Below are 17,782 nucleotides of genomic sequence, written 5' to 3' on the forward strand. Positions count from 1 at the left end.
CTTATTTTCCCCTTAAATACTTTATCACTTTAACTCATTAATTGATTAATTCACCAACTCGTCAACTCATCAATCCGTTAACTCATCAACTCAAATAAACACTTACACTTACTATGTATATTAATTTTTTCATTATATGCACAATCCCTTTCTCTCAGGAGGAGAAAACCGATATACGATTCGCACCTTCTCTTCACTCCTTGTATTTCGAAAGAGATGGTTTTTTTTATTTTCTACTGTTCTATTGAGCAGTCTAAATCTTTACTTCCGAAGAACTTAGAACATTCCTTATTATTTCTGCCATAAGATTATACCCGTCTACATTTGGATGTACACCATCATAGGCTAAATCACTCCTGAGCGTTCTACCATCAGCTTCGCACATAGCAGCATGGTAATTAATGTAGTCTATGCCGTTGTCTACTGCGAGCTGTTTTAGTTCTTCATTCACTTGAACAAATAGCCTGTTGCGAATCTCATAACCAAATCGCTCAGTTCCACTTGGTAAAAGTGACCCCAAAAATGGACGGATACCGTTTTGTTGGACTATGCTAATCATAGTGCGGGTGTCCGCCACAATGTCCTCTTTGATTTGTGTGAGCTTTAAACGATCTTCGGCGCTAATCCGAATATCATTCAGAACATTATCCAGACTATTATCATTACTATCATTCCGTCTATCCATAGCAGCGATATTGTCAATAGAATTTGGAATAGCAGGCATTTCGTCAACTGGCAGGGAATTATTGCAGCCTATCATAATGACTGCATAACGCGGCTTCAATTGTACAACATCGGCTTGAAAACGGTGCAGGCCATGCTGCGTAGTATCCCCGCCAATTCCGCGGTTGACGATCTTAAGCCCACCGTTCCCGAAATACGTCTGGAGCTCCCAGTAATGCGTTATTGAATCTCCAAGAAACACAATATCCACTGGTACTTTATGAGCCAGCAAAACTTCGTTATGCATATCAAATTCTGCCCTTCGCAATTCGTAGGAAACAATGGAAGGTTTATAATCGGGTCGGATCATCGGAAAACGAGGCTTCATTGTATCACTCTCTTTCTTAAAATTTTGCGTCACCACTTCAATCCAGCACTGCCCTCTTTCAGCTTTCTTTCATCCCCATCGACCAAATAATAGCACTTTCACAATACATTATACATTAAAATAAAACGCCTTGCGGTGTCCTTTGATGTGCGTATTCGTGACTTGGGTGCGTTGCGGAGGGAATGGCTATGGGCTCCAGCCGCTGTTAAAGAAAAACACCTTGCGGCGCCCTTTGAGGTGCGTGTTCGTGACTTGGGTGCGTTGTGGAGGGAATGGCTGTGGGCTCCAGCCGCTGTTAAAGATTTGTTCCCTTGAATCGTATAGATGAGGAGGTAGAAACAAATCTTTAAAGGCGGACGCTACCGCTCTTCCTCCCACAGCCATTCCCTCTCTTTAGCTACAATCGCACGAATCACACGAACACCTAGCTCAAACGGACTAGCCAACAAGGTTTTTTCTCTGGATGGAAGGAGATTTCCCCGCGGGCTAAGCCGCTGGGACTGAAGATCGGCCCCGCCAGCGGGCACAACCGAGAGGTTCTGCTATTTTAACCACCTTTAGAGGCCATCCACCCTCTTTTAACGATGAAAATCATCATTAAAGTGACTGGCCGACTGGATAACCTTACTTTAACGATGAAAAACATCGTTAACTGAATCGCACGCTCAAAAAGACTACCCATAAGAGGCTGCTTCCTGAGGGAAGGGAATAGTGGCGATAGGGAAATCTGTGTTTCCTTTCTGATTCCCTTGGTGAATGAACAGTCACACCGATTACTTCATCACTATAAAGCTGCACCATACGATACTTCCTTTCACTCCAGGCATCCTAAAACTTATTCTTTCTAATAATTTCTTTAAAAAAGGGAAGAAAAGGCGGACCGCCTCTTCTTCCCTTTGCATACTAACTTCACAGTTCAACTCCCTGTAATCTCAATCCGATCCAGATAAGCATAAGGCGAGCTGCCCATATTGGTGCGAAAGCGAACCTGGAAATTCGTCAGGTTATTTGCGGCTGCTGGCAAGGTTAAGGTTTTGATTGCCCAGCCGAAGTACCCCGTTTGATCATCAGCTACAACCCAACTGCTGCCGTTCCACCATTCGCAAATAAAATGATCGCTGGCTGTGGGGGAATTGAGCGTTTTTAAAGCATAGGAAATCGTGATATTACTTCTTCCTGCTGTACTTACGGCTTTTGTTAATGAATTTGTTGCGGTGAATTTGGCACCATGGGTTCCTTCATACACATAAGCTGTACTCAAAGTTGTACCGCTATTGGTCCACCCGCCTGCTGTATAGTTGTTGCTATCAAACCCGTCAGACCAGATGGTTACTAATGGGGTACCTGTAATTTCGACCTTATCCAGATAGGCATATGGCGAAGCGCTCATGTTGGTTCGAAAGCGTACCTGAAAGTACGGCAGGTTACTTGCAGCTGCAGGTAATGTCAATGTTTTAATAGCCCAGCCAAAATATCCGGTTTGATCATTAGCTACAACCCAACTGCTGCCGTTCCACCATTCGCATATGAAATGGTCGCTGGCTGTGGGAGAATTAAGCGTTTTCAAAGCATAGGAAATCGTGATATTCCCTTTGCCTGCAGTGCTGACGGCTTTTGTTAATGAATTCGTTCCCGTGAATTTGGCGCCGTGTGTTCCCGTATATACATAAGGTGTCCCCAAAGTTGTACCGCTATTGGTCCACCCGCCTGCTGTATAGTTGTTACTATCAAACCCGTCAGACCAAATGGGATTTAAAACTTTATCTCTGTAATCTACTACAAACGCTTGCGTCGGATTAGCATCGCCATCCCAGTTGCTTGCATATATAACCCTAAGTCCATCCGGAGAAACGCTTCCTTGAGATTGCGCCCAATAACTGCTGCTTTCTGTATTGACGGCGTGCAGATTGGCGATGCGCTCTACTCTTGATCCATCAAGCTTAACGGCAACCAGCTCATTTTTATATGGATTCCAGCCTGCATCCCTATAAGGGTAAGTAACAAAAACCCAACCGTTGCGGTCTAGATTTCGCGCTGAAGTGTGGCCAGCATAGCCTCCTGTTGTTAAGGCTGTTGCAGTTCCATCCGTAAGCTTCCGTTTTAACACAAGACCATCATAGGGTGCGTTCCGGGAGCTGCCCACGGCAACTTCACTGCCATCCGCATCAACAGTAAGATCATAATGCGATGGCGTCCATAGCTCCGACCATGTTTGTACAACGACGCCTGCTTTGGTATAAATCTTGGTGTAATTAGGATTGCCGCCGACAGTTCCAGTCACTACAACATAATTGCCAAGGGGCGAAATTGTGGCAAAATCAAGGGTCATCCCATCTGCTGTAGCAGATATATCCGCATATTTCACATCGTTAACGATATCGTAGGCAAAAACTGTAGTGCCATGCTGGATAACTACAAATTGACCATTATCCGACAAGTTGCCCTCCCAGGGTCCAAACTGGGCACCCGTTATGCCTGTAAATACTTTTTTAACGGTTTTGACATCTGTCACAGGATTCCAATAGCCTAGCTCGTTACCTAAAATATACACCATGATATCTGGATCCGTAGGATGCCATCTAAGCTCTGTAGCCCATGCAGGTCTGGCAAATTGCGTCTCATAGGTTGAACCGTCCAGGAAAATCATCCCTGTGGGAGGGATTGCCGGTCCTGTCTCATTGAAATTAAATTTAAGCACCAGCCTGGATTGATCCGCATTCCAAGCCGCATCTTTAGGATAATTATGCCTTGATACATCCCCCCATACTCCGCCTGGTACGTTTGGAATACTTGTTCCCGGGTCCCCGGAAACTCTAGTAATTTTAGTCCCGAAAGTCGGATCCGTCACTGTTGCCAGATAACCTGGTTTCGTCAAAGATGGAGCAGGCCAGTAGGTAGTCGTATTGGTAAGCAAGCTGGTGTTGGGCCCCCAAGTAAATGCATAAGCCGCTGAAGACAGAACAAACATTAGACTGACTACAAGTACTAAAACTTTTGATATCATTCTAGTCATATAATCCTCCTCCTAATGAATAATCGCAATCAATAATAGCGGACATTCCTTATTGCCGAACCTTGCTCACCTCCTTGGCAAAATCAAAATAAGCCGGAAACTTCTCATATTTACTCATCTTCATAGCTCTCGTACCCACTGCCCATTGCACACCTGACTCTGAAAATAGAAGCTTGTCGTCAGATGCTGATTGGATGATCTCCGCAATATCCTTAATGATTGTAGCCACGGAGTCGTCTTTCGGTACGTTTAAAACAGCATTCGAAGGAATGTTGAAGATTTCTCCCGAGGATTCAAAAGCTCCATTGGAAATAAGTACAAAATTCCTGGTAGAAGCTACCGGACAAAGCAATGAATACTGCTCTCCCCTGATAACATGAATCAGATTTAGATACATATTTTCCAAACTATCCTCTTCGCCAAAATGATTAGCATCCAGTTCCTCATCTTTTTCTATCGTTAAGGTGTTATCATAGCTCCATACTGCAGTCCCCAACGTTCCCTCTACTCGTATGGTTGGTGTCGTCTCTTCTGCACCACAAAGTGTGGCATAAAAATACAGCTCCACTCCATTACTCATATGGGCCCGAATACACGATGTGTCTTCGCCTTCAATGTCATTGGCATGGTACAACTCGCCCGTCACTTGCACAGGCACGATTTCTTGAACCGTCTCTGCAGCCTGCAGACCCGACAAAACAAGCATATTGTTCAGCAGATGAGATAGCGGATTGTTAATGGTACCGTCCAAAATGTAGGTTTCTCCCACCTTATTTTTACCAGCCCAGGGTGTTCTATGATAATATTCGTTTAATCTCTGGAACAGGCCTGTTCCTGTAATGGTACCTATCCTGCCCAAAGCACCACTGGTGATCATTTGCTTAAGCTCCATAAAGGCTTTCCCCGATACCAGTTGAAAATTCACCGCACAATGTTTACCAGTTTGCCGAGACGCATGGATCATTCGATCCACGTCCTGAATAGTAACAGCAGGCGGCTTTTCCAGCAGTACATGGAACCCTGACTCCATGATCTCAATCCCCATCTCAGCATGTAAATGAATGGGGGTCGCTAGTGTTATAAAATCCAACTCTCGCTCGCTAGACAGCATCTCCTTATAATCCGCGTAGCATTTAATCCCTTTACCTTCAAGCAGCTGACGGTCTTGCAGAGAAAGCCGGACCTCACTAACAGCTATAAGCTCCACAATGCCCTGATCCTGAAGCTGAAACATTTGATCCAGATGCCTTCTCCCAAAACCGTTGATTCCAATTAGCGCAGCCTTAACTATAACCATTGTTTCATCCAGTCGACCACGGCTTTATAATGAAATTCATGTCCTCCATCAAATACATCGTGTTTTACTCTGTCCGGGTAGCCTGCCGCTTGGTATGCTTTTTCCAGAGTAGGAAAAGCTTGAATTGAAGCCTCGATAGGAAATCCGTGGTCTTGGTTGCCGTTTGAGATAAGCAGAGGCCTCGGTGCAATGAGCGCTGCTACATCAGCCATTTCTCCATACTTCAATACATTTGGGATCGTCATCGAGCCGCAGAAATTACCCCAATTGATGGCAAATGACTCAAACGTATTGAAATATCCACACACAGCGGATGCCTTGATCCGTTCTTCAAATACAGTCGCATAGAGACTCCACGCCCCGCCAAAGGAAAGCCCGGCACTTCCAATCCTGCCTGGATCCACTTCCTCCCTCGTTTCCAGATAATCGATGCATCGCATGATATCCCATATGTTCAGCGTTAGTGGATTAAAGCCCATCATGATCGATTTAAGAAACACGAGGTCGCAGCCGTCCTTCTCGCCATGCCGATGCGGCTTGCCGTAACCCAAGCTTCTTTCCCCAAATCCCCTTGCATCCGGAACCAGTACGACAAAGCCATCCTCGGCAAGCCTCGGCGCTATATGATAATTCAACTCCTTGTAGTCGACCTCTCTTTGCCGCTCTCCATGCTGAATGCCCATCACATCGTCTTTCCCTGCTCCATGACCGTGCAAGCATAGAATTGCCGGATTTCCCTTCGCCGCCTTTCGGGGAATCAGCATATACATCGGAATCTTCATATTGGCTTCGCTTTGAATGATAATTTTCTCACAGGTGTAGGCGTCAAACTCCGTCCTCTCCAAAATCACAGGCTGAAGCTCCACCCTCTCCCTTGGCCAGTCCCCCATCAACTCCAGCAGCTTAGGAAAAAATTGTTCCCTCCACTGCATCCATTCATCTGCCGTATTCGCCTGAAAATTGAAAGCAGGCTGTAAATTAGCCTGATAGCTTCGAATATACTCCCCCATAGAAAATTGCCGACTCATAAATGTCCACTCATCCTTCCCACTCTGATTTCCCAAGTAATTCCCACAAGCCATTTCAAGAGCAATTTCAACAAGCAGTTTCAACTTGTAATTTCAATAAGCACTCACAACAAGCAGTTTCAACATGCAATTTCAACAAGCACTAACAACAGGCAGTTTCAACATGCAATCATACAAACAATTATACAAACAATCACATCCGAAAATAGTAACGACGTTACCTATTGATAAACATCATTCCATATTAACGCCTACGTTCACTCACTATCAGAAAAGCATGAACTGTAAGCGGATACTTATTTACCCACTACACAATCCCAAAAGTTTTACCACTAGGAATATACTTGCATGGTAACACGCGTTACCTCCCCTGTCAACGAAAAAAATCCCATAAAAATCTCATGCGATTCGGGGAGGGGAAGGCTGTGGGCCAATGTTGTCAGGATAACGAGGGGCAGCGGACGCGAATGGGAAGCCAGTAACTGTAACGGACACCAGCGCTCCTTAGCGCACTCCAAAAGCCCAGCTGAAATTCTAACGGACATTAGCGCCTCTTACAGCCCTAACGGAGCGTATTTTTCCCTTGTTGAGGGGGCTAAGAGTCGATGATGTCCGTTAGACGGGCGACGGATGGAAAAAAACGCGTCTAAGGTGCAACCTTGTCCGTTAGAAATCCGTCCGCCCTCCGCTTGCCGTTGCTCGGGTTGCTCATTGTATCGCCTGAGAAGTTGCTTAACCTGACAACATTGAGGCTGCGGGCTCCAGCCACTGCTAAAGATTTGATCCCTTGAATGAAATGGATGAGGGAGTTGGAACAAATCTTTAAAGGCAGACGCTACCGCTCTTCCGCCCGCAGCCCCGTCCTCATTCAGCTACAATCTCATTTCGGCGGTGGGCGGTCTGGTTACTAAGCTGCTACTAAAGCTCATCCTCAACTTCAACTTTCTAATAAATTCATAAAAGAAAAGAACCCAGTATTTCACAAGGAAATACTGGGCTTTATGGGCAAATAACTGGGACAAGGGAGTTATAGGCGGTATATTGGAGGTGTAGGAGTATTCAATCAACGCTTCTAATGGAATTGACCGTCTCGCCCGGATAAATACGAATACAATCCAGCACCGTTTTTTGTGGGGGGGCATTCCGGTCGGAGATCAGGTGCTGTAGTCTACTAATGATTAATTTGGTAATTTCGCTCCTATCAAAGTAAATGGTAGATAGATGCGGATTACTTAATTTGACCAACTCCGTATATCCATATCCCAAAAGGCTAATTTGTCCAGGCACTTCCGTTCCGGCATCCTTAAGCCCCTGCAATATGCCGAACTGAATCACATTTTCCACACAAAATGCAGCCGTATACTCAATATCAAGCAGCTTCATACGCTTGGCCATCTCATAACCATCCTCTTGGTTAATGACCTGGACCAGCAGCTTGTCCAAGACCAAGCCATTTTCCACGTGCGCTTTCTTGTACCCCTCAAAAATTTGACGATGGATTAATAAATCCAGCCTTCCAGTAAATAAAGCTATTTTTTCATGTCCCTTATCGATCAAATATTGTATGGCTTCCTTCGCTATCAATTCGGAATCGGGCGTCACGATATTCCCAGTCTCATTTTCAACTACACCATAGATAACAAAAGGTATCCCTGATTGTTCAAGCGTATGAATAATTTTATCGTCCAAAAGCCCCGTTACTACAACGCCATCAGCCTCATTTCTTTCCAGAAAGCTCTCCAGCTTGCTAATACCCGAGGGACCTTTGATGCTCATAAACAATAAATTATAGCCTTGCTCGCTCATAATTTCCTCAAGATCCTCCATAAGCAAGGAATATCGCGAATCGTTAAACTCCCTATTACACAGGAGATAGCAAATGTTTTTTTGGGCTTCATTGCTTCTGTAACCCAGTTCTTTGGCGGCTTTTAATACTCTCTCTCTGGTTTCTCCAGATATTTTATTGTTTTGCACATTATTGAGCACAAAAGAAACAGCAGTTCGAGATATACCTAAATAATCGGCAATTTCCTTTTTTGTTACCATGTGATATTTGATCCCTTTCCAAGTCATGTAGTAACGTTCGTTAAGCTTACTATACATCATTTCATGAGGATCTGTCATCGTAGGCAGCACCGCGGCGAACAAATGAAAACCACCCAACGAAATTACTTCGAGAGATGGTTGAGGTTGAAGAGGGTTCTCTGTAATTCATCTTAAATAAGATTAAATATTTTAAGCAATATCACGCCTAACAACGTAATTACAATTAGTGCTTGTCCTATTTTTTTATTTTCCAATCTCGACATAAAATAAATTAACAATATATAAACCAGAAAAATAGATTTTCCCCACCAATTACCGCCAAATAGCAAAAAAAATCCTACCACTATCCATATTGAAAAGTAATAGAGTCCTCGGAACCAGTTGAAATTTCCCATTCATGCTCTCCCCAGTATCTGTGTACTTAGCCGCGCTTCATTCTTAGAATATTTCTCTTTAAACAAATCGGGCAGTGCATATACCTTTCAAAATTTACTGAATCCAAATGACTATCTACGTCAGTGCTTTCAAGCTCTCCCTGACCGCATTCAGGACATGCAACCTTTTCTATGGGGTCTTTTCCTAAAATTTTGGCCGCTTGAATCCATTTTGATACCTTATCATCCCTCATTAAGCCCCCACCTTCCTATTCATTATTGTATCATCATCAACCTGTTAAAATTAGTAAATTTCAAATTAATATTCAAAGGCGGCTAGTATCCAGAAAATAAAAAAAGACGACTCTATAGATTACTGTAGAAACAGCATCATTAGAGACATCTTTCTATGAATATAAATCTTATATAAATCAATAAGCAATTAGATTGTCAGTCTAAAGACCACAACCACTCCATATTCAAACATCATGCTTGGCCCTGATCTGCCTAATCGTTCGCACATGATGCCGGGAATGACCAGCCATCATTTTTAACAGCTGACTTACTGTCACATCCATACCTGAGCTGCGAACATACCGTTTCAATGCATCCGGCAAGCAGTTACACATCCCCAAAATGTGCTCTCGGAGCAGCGCAAACATCTCGACTTCCAATCCGATGGAACGGGATGCATATGCAAGACCTTCACTCCAGACATCCTGGGAAAAAGGAACTCCTTCCACCTGCTTGCCAGGCTCTGCCAGAGCGAATTTAACTTTATGAATCGTGACCAGTTCCAGATCAATAAGATGTAAAACGTGCTGGCGAATCGACCATTTGCCATTATCGAGTGAAAGATCCAGCGACTTTTCATCAAGTCCGGTCAAAGCTTCTTTCAGCTCCCGAGCGCCTTGTCCATATAAAGAAACAATTTCACCCGATGCCAAGTACAGCTCTTCCCAATATACAGCAGTATATCCATCAGGCGTTGACACAAGCAGCTCACGGATAAAACCAGGGTCTTCTGCGATATGAAATGAAGCTTCCCCCCGCTCCAAAAGCTGCTTGATCACCTCTATAGACTGAACTCCTACATAAAAGCGGTCTTGCGGCTGCGGGCTATGAATAACTTCTCCCAACCACTGGACAGGCGGCTGCGTTCCGGCAAGGACAACCTTATATCCGGGAATAATCTCCATAAGCGCTGCACTTTCTGATTCCTCTGGCTGTACCGACACTTCTAAACCGTTCGATTCGTTGGATCCAGTTGATCCCATTGCTCCGAGGGCACCGATTGCTCTGTTTGCTCCGTTTGCTCCGATTGCTCCTCCGGATTCCGCAAAGCCCTCAAGCTCTACTAACACCCAGCCCAAATGCTTCGTGTAAAATTGTACCGAGTCACTGACACTTTTCACTCTTAGCAGCAACGCGGCCTTATGTGAACTCATAATCATTCACCTCTGCGGGTTAAACTTATCGTTTAGCAGCCTTGTAAGCCTCAATATACTGTGCTGCCTTCTTGGCGACCAGACTGTAATCCCCAGTCTTCACTGCTTCACTCGTCAGATCAGAGCCTATACCGACCGCTACAGCTCCAGCTTGAATCCATTCAGCGAGGTTACTCAGCGATACGCCGCCTGTAGGCATAATATTCGCTTGCGGCAGAGGCCCCTTGATCGCTTTAATCATGCCCGGTGAATACAAATTCCCCGGGAACAGCTTGACGATATCCACGCCCAGCTCAAGCGCGGTCTGGATTTCCTGGACTGTCATGCAGCCTGGCATAACAGGAACCCTGTAGCGGTTGCAGAGCACAACCGTCTGCGGGTTGAGCGAGGGGCCGACCACGAACTCGGCCCCACTAAGAATCGCGGCGCGCGCCGTCTCTGGATCAAGCGCCGTGCCGACGCCAATGATCGCGTACTTGGCCGCGTCCTGCGCTGTGCTGGAGTAGCGCTTCGCCAGCTCCTCGATAGCGCGCAGCGCAAAAGGCACGGTCATCGTCACCTCGATCACCTTAATGCCCCCAGCGATGGCCTGCTCCGCCATCTCTACTACTTCATTGGACGTCTCGCCGCGCAATACAGCTACGACACCTTCACTGCTAATTTGCTGAATAAGTTTGATTTTTTTCATTTTTTCATCTTTCCTCTCCACAACCATTTATTACTTAGCTTTGAATACTACTCTGTATAAGAATGATTAACGTTCTATATGTTTAACGTCCAAAAGTACCGCTTCAACCTGCTCCCAGCTTGGGATACCTTCCCAATCGCCTTCCGTCTGGATCACCATAGAGCCCACAAGATTGCCGATCCGAACAGCCTCTGGATAGGAATAGCCTTTTAACAAGCCTACAAGAAAACCTGCACAGAACCCGTCTCCAGCACCTACTGTATCTACAACATGCTCCACCTTAAAATAAGGCACAGCCGTAATGCTGTCTTTGTCCACAATATAGGTTTCATTATCTCCACCCTTAACTATGGAAACCGCCCGCAGCTCGCGAAGCTTCGCAACAATAGTCTCCCAATCCTCCGTCTGATACAAAAGCTTAAGCTCATCAAGACCAGGCAGAAATACGTCTGCTTCCTTGGCCATTTCCAGCAGCACGGGACGAGCTTGCTCTATGCTCCACAACTTCAGCCGCAGGTTCGGGTCAAAGCTAATTTTAACGCCATTCTTCCGCGCCAATCGGATCGCCTCAAAAGCAGCCTCCTTACAAGACTCACTTAGGGCAGGCGTTATTCCTGTAATATGAATCATTTTCGCTTGTGCGATGTAGCTTTCATCCAAATGCTCAGGCCTTGTGAGGCTCGCTGCTGAGTTCTTGCGGTAATAATATACAGAAGTCTTCCCCATAATCACTTCTCTCATCATTAAACCTGTAGCCGCTTGTGCATCAAGCTCTGCATGTGACACATCCACACCTTCGCCGCGGATTCTCTTCAGAATCATCCGCCCCAGCGGATCCTTGCCAAGGCGCCCAAACCATCCGGCCCTATGCCCAAGTCTGGCCACTCCGATAGCAACATTGCTCTCCGCCCCGCCAAATAGGCTGTACAGCTCCGAAGAGTATTCCAGCCCCTTCCCGCTCACCGGCATCATCAGAGCCATTGTCTCCCCAAAGGTTAACAGCTCCGGCGTAAACATTTGTACACTTGTTGTACCATTGGTTGCATTGGTTGCATCAGTTGCAATTATTTTATCACTCATATCTGCTCGCCTTCCGCCCTTCAAAAATTAATTGAAACGCTTCAATTCATTCTTTTATTATAGTCCAAGATTGCATTTAGTGCCAGTGGAACAAATCTTTAAAGGCGGACGCTGCCGCACTTCCACCCACAAACCTTCCTCTATCCGCTACATCCACACGAATCACATGAATCACAGGAATCACAAGAACGCCAAGCTCAAATTGACTGCCAGCAAGGGTTTTCACTGGATTGAAGGGGATTTCCCTGCGGGCAAAAGCGCAGGGAATGAAAAACGGAGAGGATCTGCTACTTTAACGATGTTTTTCATCGTTAAAAGCATCAGTCCTCTCCACATCCTTACTTTAACGATGAAAAATATCGTTAAAATCCCTTTTAACCACCCTGAGAGGCCATCTGTCCTCTTTTAACGATGTTTTTCATCATTAAAGTGACGGCTCGACCTGGAACACTTACTTTAACGATGAAAAACATCGTTAAGTGGAGCTCGCTCATTTCAGCGAAGGGTTGGCTGTTACTACGCTGTCACTATGCTGCTAATATGCTGCTACAAACACTCTCCCCCCACATCCCTTCCCTCTAGATATATAGTGCCGATCCTGCCACGCTCAAACGGACTACTCACAAACGCCGCTTTCCTGAGGGAAGGGATAGTGGCAATAAGGAAAATCTGTGCTTCTTTTCTGATTCCCTTGGAGCATTAAATGATAATACCGGCTACTTTATCACTTCAAAGCTTCACTTTGTAATTGAAATTTATTCATTCCAAGGCCTCTCCAAAGCTTATACTTTAATAAAAAAAGGAACGCCCCCAAAATTCAGGCAGCATTCCTTTCCATCTATGTACCGCACTTGAATGCGCGGGCAGGTTGACTTTGTTAATCAAACAACGACTGCTTCCCTGTCTTTCTCCTTCTTTTGGAGAGGAGCCGATATTTTACTGCGCTCGCTATTCGTTTTGCTATGAGAAGAATCAACAAGACCAAAAGGCAAGCATAGAGGAACTCCAGATCTAGGATCAGGAATAATGTCTGCTTCGATACCAAAAACCTTACGCAGCACATCCGGCGTCATAACTGTGGTAGGCGTGCCTTCGCTGATCACTTTACCCTGTTTAATGGCAACCATATGGTGCGCGTATCTTGCTGCATGGTTCAAATCGTGCACGACCATAATGATAGTCCGGTTTTCTTTTTCGTTTAATTCCTGCAGCAGCTGCAGCACTTCTAATTGGTGGGCCATATCCAAAAAGGTTGTCGGCTCATCAAGAAATAAAATATCCGTTTGTTGCGCAAGCGCCATTGCAATCCAGGCCCGTTGTCTTTGTCCGCCGGAAAGCTGATCCACAGGCCGATGAAAGAACTCTTCCATACCTGTCACGGAAACCGCCCAGTGAATGATTTCCTTGTCCTCACGAGTAAGGCTGCCGAATCCCTTTTGATGGGGAAAACGACCGTAGGATACGAGCTCGCTTACCGTTAATCCGTCCGGGGCTGTAGGGTTCTGCGGCAAAATTGCCAGCTGCTTAGCCACTTCTTTAGTTGCTTGTTTATGAATAGAGCTGCCGTCAAGCAGAACGCTCCCATTTTTTGGCTTCATCATTCTGGCCAAGGTTTTCAATACAGTTGACTTACCGGAGCCATTAGAGCCGACAAGTGCTGTAATTTTCCCGTCCAAAATTTTCAGGTTCAAATCTTCAACAATAATTCTGTCATCATAAGCAATATCCAAATGCTCTGTATGCAAACGGTTCATGACATCATTCCCTTTCCGTTACGTATATGCAGAAATGATTCTCATTCTCAGTAATACTTAAAAAAAAGAAAATTTGCCCCTGAGCCGATCCAGAGTATGATGAGAACAATTATCATTCATTATTATAATCAATTTACTTCCCATGTGCAAGTCTTTATTTCAAAAATATGTTGCTATGCTGTGAATATGTCATCTTAAGTAAATAACACTGGCCACTGGGAGAAGAAGCACGCTAACAGACGTAGATTTGGGCAGAATGCGATGATAAAGTGGGCTTTAGACAGGTTACAGGCATTCTAACGAAGTCGTAGTGGACATGAGATCCGTTATTTCCCCGAAATAAGGCCATTTCTAAAACATACGGACATGAGATCCCTTAATTGCCCTGAAAAGAGCTCAAATAGGAGAAAAAAGCCTTATTAAGGGCTTCTATGTCCGTAAGCATTTCAATTCATGCGATTTTGTCACGAATAACGGCTGTGATGTCCGTAAGCCTGCGCCCTGCATGGCAGATTCGGCTCTGAATGATGTTTTCCATCCTTACAGAGCCTTTTTCTCCACAACGAAGACTGGTTGCAACTCTGTAATGTTCTGTAAGGATGTTTGTCATCATTCGATTAATACTAGTTCTAGAAATCTAGCTCTAGCTCTCCAGTGATACTTTTCATGATCTTTAATCTTTAATCTTTAACAAAAAGCTCTTAAAACCCAGTAGCTCCAGAATCAGCAAGCCCTTGCTGCAGCTCCTGATGAACACGGCCGTTCGTGCCGATTATATTGCGAACGTCTAGCGTATAAGGCTTTCCTTCTGTATCCGTTACTTGACCGCCGGACTCCTGGATGAGAAGTGCCCCTGCGGCAATATCCCAGGAGTTAAGACCAATCTCCCAGAATCCGGTTAACCGGCCACAGGCAACATAGGCAAGATGCAGTGCCGCGGAGCCGGCAACGCGAATATTACGCACCTTCGGCGCAAGGGCTTGAATACCGCTAAGGTTCGCCGGCAGCGCCCCGAGACGATCGGCAGGCAGGCCGGTTGCTATCAAGCTATCAGAAAGCTTGCTTTCAGCAGAAACGCTCATTTTTTGCCCATGGACATAGGCTCCCTTGCCTTTCTCAGCTACAAACAGCTCATCCCGCGAAGGGTCATAGATGACACCTACTACAACTTCCCCTTGATAGGCAAGCGCTATCGAGACCGAGTAAAAAGGAAAGCCATGGATGAAGTTCGTTGTTCCATCGATCGGGTCTACGATCCACAAATATTCAGCATCACGAACATTTTGGAGCGCTTGTGCAGAAGCTGCAGGACCTGGCTCCACCCCCTCTTCACCCAAAAAGGAGTGATTCGGGAAATGTGTCATGATCAAATTGCGGATCATCTTCTCCGATCCTTTATCTACTTCTGTCACGAGATCATGTGATGAATATTTCATATCTACGCTGTTATGCGCTCCAAGCCTGCTCTTAATCCATTGCCCTGCTTTGGCCGCCGTATTGATGGCTACTGCTGTGAAGCTTTTTCCCCCGACGACATAAGGTTCTTGCACTTCATTAATCATTTATATATCAACTCTCTCTTTTTTTATCAATTATTCCATATCTTCAGTATAGTCAATAATACGTTAACTCTGCTACGTAGTTTCACCCAAAAAATTTAGTCGTCTATAACAATTAGGCACATCAATAGGCAGATTTCCAAAATAAAGATCAGAGCCATTCGCCCTGATCTTTATTTTACGCATTATTTTCACAGGTGCTATCCAGATTCATTCCGTACTATTAAATCCCTACGATGTTATATCCGCCATCCACATAGATGACTTCTCCGGTTATGCCGCGGGAAAGATGGCTCATCAGGAACATCGCCGTATCGCCAACTTCAGCCGTTTCCGTAGTGCGGCGCAGCGGCGCCTTCTCTTCTACTTGACGCAGGATAGAGTTGAAGTCTTTAATACCCTTAGCTGCCAGGGTGCGGATAGGACCTGCGGAAATACCATTAACCCGCACACCGTATTGGCCCAAATCAGCAGCCAGATAACGTACGCTCGCTTCAAGCGCGGCTTTGGCAACGCCCATAACATTGTAATTCTTCATGGCACGTTCTGCTCCAAGATAAGTCATCGTCATGATGCTTCCACCTTCGGTCATGAGCGGATACACGCGCTTCGCTACAGCTACCAGGGAGTAGGCGCTAATGTCGTGAGCCAGAGCAAATCCGTCGCGTGAAGTATCCACGAACAGTCCATCAAGCTCCTCTGTTTTTGCAAAAGCAATACTGTGCACGAAGCCATGCAGGACGCCCAGCTCCAGCTTTAACGTTTCGGCCAGCTTATCAATTTCCTCATCTACCGTAACATTACATGGGAACAAAGTAGATCCCGGAATCGTTTCGGCCAGCTTGCGGACGCGCTCCTCTACTCTTTCATTTTCAAAAGTAAATACTAGCTTCGCTCCTTGTGCGGCAAGAGATTGGGCGATTGCCCAGGCGATGCTGCGATCGTTGGCAACACCCATTACAAGTATATTTTTTCCGGTTAGTAGTTGATTCATATGTATGAAGAAGCCCCTCTCAATAAATGTATTTTCAACACTTCGATGCACGATACTTGATATTTTGCTCTTCTAATCTTCAAAGTACCCCATTTTTACAAACATATCAAGTGTCAAATCTACTAGATCCTTACGCGGGCACATTTCAGAGGGCTTCTTAGCCCCCAAGTGTTAGCTGCCAGCAGCGATTTTTTATGTGTTCCAACGCATTCCAACGACTTCTATGTTTCCAATGCTTCAACTTCTTCTAGCATCTTCTAATGCCCACTAACCACTTCTAAAGAAAGACCTCCACAGAAGCCTGGCTTAGCTGATTTACATCTTTATGCTCAGTTAAATCTTTCATAAGCCTCAACAATGCCTCATCCTTCATCTTCGCCTCAAGCATGATATCAAGGCGTGGTGTTGACGGACATATGGAACGCAGAAAATCAAGCAGTGGCCCGGGCTCTACGTAATCGGCGTGGCTTCTTGGGTCTTTCTCGGTTTTCGGGCTGGAAGCATGGATTTTCGGAGGCAGCAGCCATCCCTCTTCTCTTGTATCTCCTTCAGCCTCTCTTCCAGCCACTCCCTCCTCTTGAGAAAGTGCGTCCTGAGCAGCCGCATCCCGCCATGTTTGCTGTATTCGAGGCCATAGGTCAGAGGCTTCTTCACCGTTATTGTTAACCTGATGATGATGAATATCAAGCACCATTGGAATGCTCAGCTTCTCGGCAATTTCAAGCGTCTCTAAAGCTGTGAATGTTTTATCGTCATTTTCCAGCGTGATTCTTCTCTGAACATCGGCTCTCAGTTGGCTGAAATTTTGTATAAACCGCTCTCCTGCCAGCAGCTTATTACCATAAGCTCCACCTACATGTATGTTGCATTTTGCTTCCAAACCCAGCCCCATTGCATTCAGCATATCCGTATGACGCTCGAGGTCAGCCAAGGACTTCTCCAGCACATCCTGCCGCGGCGTACTCAACACTGTAAAATGATCAGGATGGAAGCTAACCCTCATCCCGTTTTTTTTGCAATAATCGCCAATTTTAGCAAAATCCTGCCCTAATGTAGGAACAGGGTCCCACTCCTCCAGCATCTCATGACCAAAGAGTGGAATCAGCTTCGAAGAAAAGCGGTATACTTGAATTTCATAAGCTCTATTATGACGGAGAAGGCGCAGCGTATTGTGCAAATTCTCAGCCCCTATTCGTTCCAGCTTACGAACCGCGGCTTCACGGTTGTTCAGCTTATCAAATTGCGTGACAGTCATCGTCTTGGAGGGCGAGGCGTTCTTCACCAGAGTCGACATTGCAACATACCCTAAACGAACGATCATACAGCTTCGCTCCCTTTTTATAAATTTCTTAGCACTGTCCGGCTGACCGCTTGCAGTAAAGTTCATTTATCTTATATGGTAAAGTGATAACATACAAAGTATCTTTCTTATTCTTTTCCGTATGCCTGT

General features: G+C 45.3%; 16 protein-coding genes. All 16 read right to left on the reverse strand.

Going from position 1 to position 17,782, the window contains the following annotated elements; all coding sequences use genetic code 11:
- Positions 1–253 precede the first annotated feature (253 nt).
- Complete coding sequence (locus J2Z66_RS18825) at positions 254–1,051, reverse strand: SGNH/GDSL hydrolase family protein (RefSeq protein ID WP_209973174.1); 798 nt, start codon at positions 1,049–1,051, stop codon at positions 254–256.
- Between the two features lie 359 nt (positions 1,052–1,410).
- A complete protein-coding gene (locus tag J2Z66_RS18830) occupies positions 1,411–1,578 on the reverse strand; it encodes a hypothetical protein (protein ID WP_209973182.1) in 168 nt (55 codons plus the stop codon).
- A gap of 20 nt (positions 1,579–1,598) precedes the next feature.
- Positions 1,599–1,733, reverse strand: coding sequence for a hypothetical protein (locus J2Z66_RS43460; RefSeq protein ID WP_281068860.1), 135 nt, complete (start codon positions 1,731–1,733; stop codon positions 1,599–1,601).
- A gap of 234 nt (positions 1,734–1,967) precedes the next feature.
- On the reverse strand, positions 1,968–4,064 hold the full coding sequence (locus J2Z66_RS18835) for a hypothetical protein (RefSeq protein WP_209973183.1): 2,097 nt from the start codon (positions 4,062–4,064) through the stop codon (positions 1,968–1,970).
- Positions 4,065–4,113: 49 nt separating this feature from the next.
- The gene (locus J2Z66_RS18840) at positions 4,114–5,361 is read right to left on the reverse strand and encodes a Gfo/Idh/MocA family protein (RefSeq protein ID WP_209973185.1); all 1,248 of its coding nucleotides are present in this window, start codon (positions 5,359–5,361) and stop codon (positions 4,114–4,116) included.
- Complete coding sequence (locus tag J2Z66_RS18845) at positions 5,352–6,389, reverse strand: alpha/beta hydrolase family protein (protein WP_209973187.1); 1,038 nt, start codon at positions 6,387–6,389, stop codon at positions 5,352–5,354. Before J2Z66_RS18845 ends, J2Z66_RS18840 begins: the two co-directional genes overlap by 10 nt.
- Before the next feature lie 1,059 nt (positions 6,390–7,448).
- Entirely contained in the window at positions 7,449–8,537 is a 1,089-nt protein-coding gene (locus J2Z66_RS18850; RefSeq protein WP_209973189.1) for a LacI family DNA-binding transcriptional regulator, read from the reverse strand.
- Between the two features lie 319 nt (positions 8,538–8,856).
- Positions 8,857–9,063, reverse strand: coding sequence for a hypothetical protein (locus J2Z66_RS18855; protein ID WP_209973192.1), 207 nt, complete (start codon positions 9,061–9,063; stop codon positions 8,857–8,859).
- 225 nt (positions 9,064–9,288) lie between these two features.
- Positions 9,289–10,257 carry a DinB family protein gene (locus J2Z66_RS18860; RefSeq protein WP_209973193.1) on the reverse strand — a complete coding sequence of 323 codons (969 nt, stop codon included), beginning with the start codon at positions 10,255–10,257 and terminating at the stop codon, positions 9,289–9,291.
- A 25-nt stretch (positions 10,258–10,282) separates the two neighbouring features.
- Entirely contained in the window at positions 10,283–10,945 is a 663-nt protein-coding gene (locus J2Z66_RS18865; RefSeq protein WP_209973195.1) for a bifunctional 2-keto-4-hydroxyglutarate aldolase/2-keto-3-deoxy-6-phosphogluconate aldolase, read from the reverse strand.
- A 66-nt stretch (positions 10,946–11,011) separates the two neighbouring features.
- On the reverse strand, positions 11,012–11,962 hold the full coding sequence (locus J2Z66_RS18870; RefSeq protein ID WP_209973534.1) for a sugar kinase: 951 nt from the start codon (positions 11,960–11,962) through the stop codon (positions 11,012–11,014).
- Between the two features lie 139 nt (positions 11,963–12,101).
- Entirely contained in the window at positions 12,102–12,251 is a 150-nt protein-coding gene (locus tag J2Z66_RS18875; protein ID WP_209973197.1) for a hypothetical protein, read from the reverse strand.
- A 655-nt stretch (positions 12,252–12,906) separates the two neighbouring features.
- Entirely contained in the window at positions 12,907–13,779 is an 873-nt protein-coding gene (locus J2Z66_RS18880; protein ID WP_209973199.1) for an ABC transporter ATP-binding protein, read from the reverse strand.
- A 701-nt stretch (positions 13,780–14,480) separates the two neighbouring features.
- Entirely contained in the window at positions 14,481–15,341 is an 861-nt protein-coding gene (locus tag J2Z66_RS18885; protein ID WP_209973201.1) for an inositol monophosphatase family protein, read from the reverse strand.
- Positions 15,342–15,561: 220 nt separating this feature from the next.
- Positions 15,562–16,332, reverse strand: coding sequence for an enoyl-ACP reductase FabI (fabI, locus tag J2Z66_RS18890; RefSeq protein WP_209973203.1), 771 nt, complete (start codon positions 16,330–16,332; stop codon positions 15,562–15,564).
- A gap of 277 nt (positions 16,333–16,609) precedes the next feature.
- Positions 16,610–17,653, reverse strand: a complete 1,044-nt coding sequence (uvsE, locus tag J2Z66_RS18895) for a UV DNA damage repair endonuclease UvsE (protein ID WP_209973204.1) — start codon at positions 17,651–17,653, stop codon at positions 16,610–16,612.
- Positions 17,654–17,782: the final 129 nt, after the last annotated feature.

The sequence above is a fragment of the Paenibacillus eucommiae genome (genome assembly GCF_017874215.1).
GTDB classification, from domain to species: Bacteria; Bacillota; Bacilli; order Paenibacillales; family NBRC-103111; genus Paenibacillus_AI; species Paenibacillus_AI eucommiae.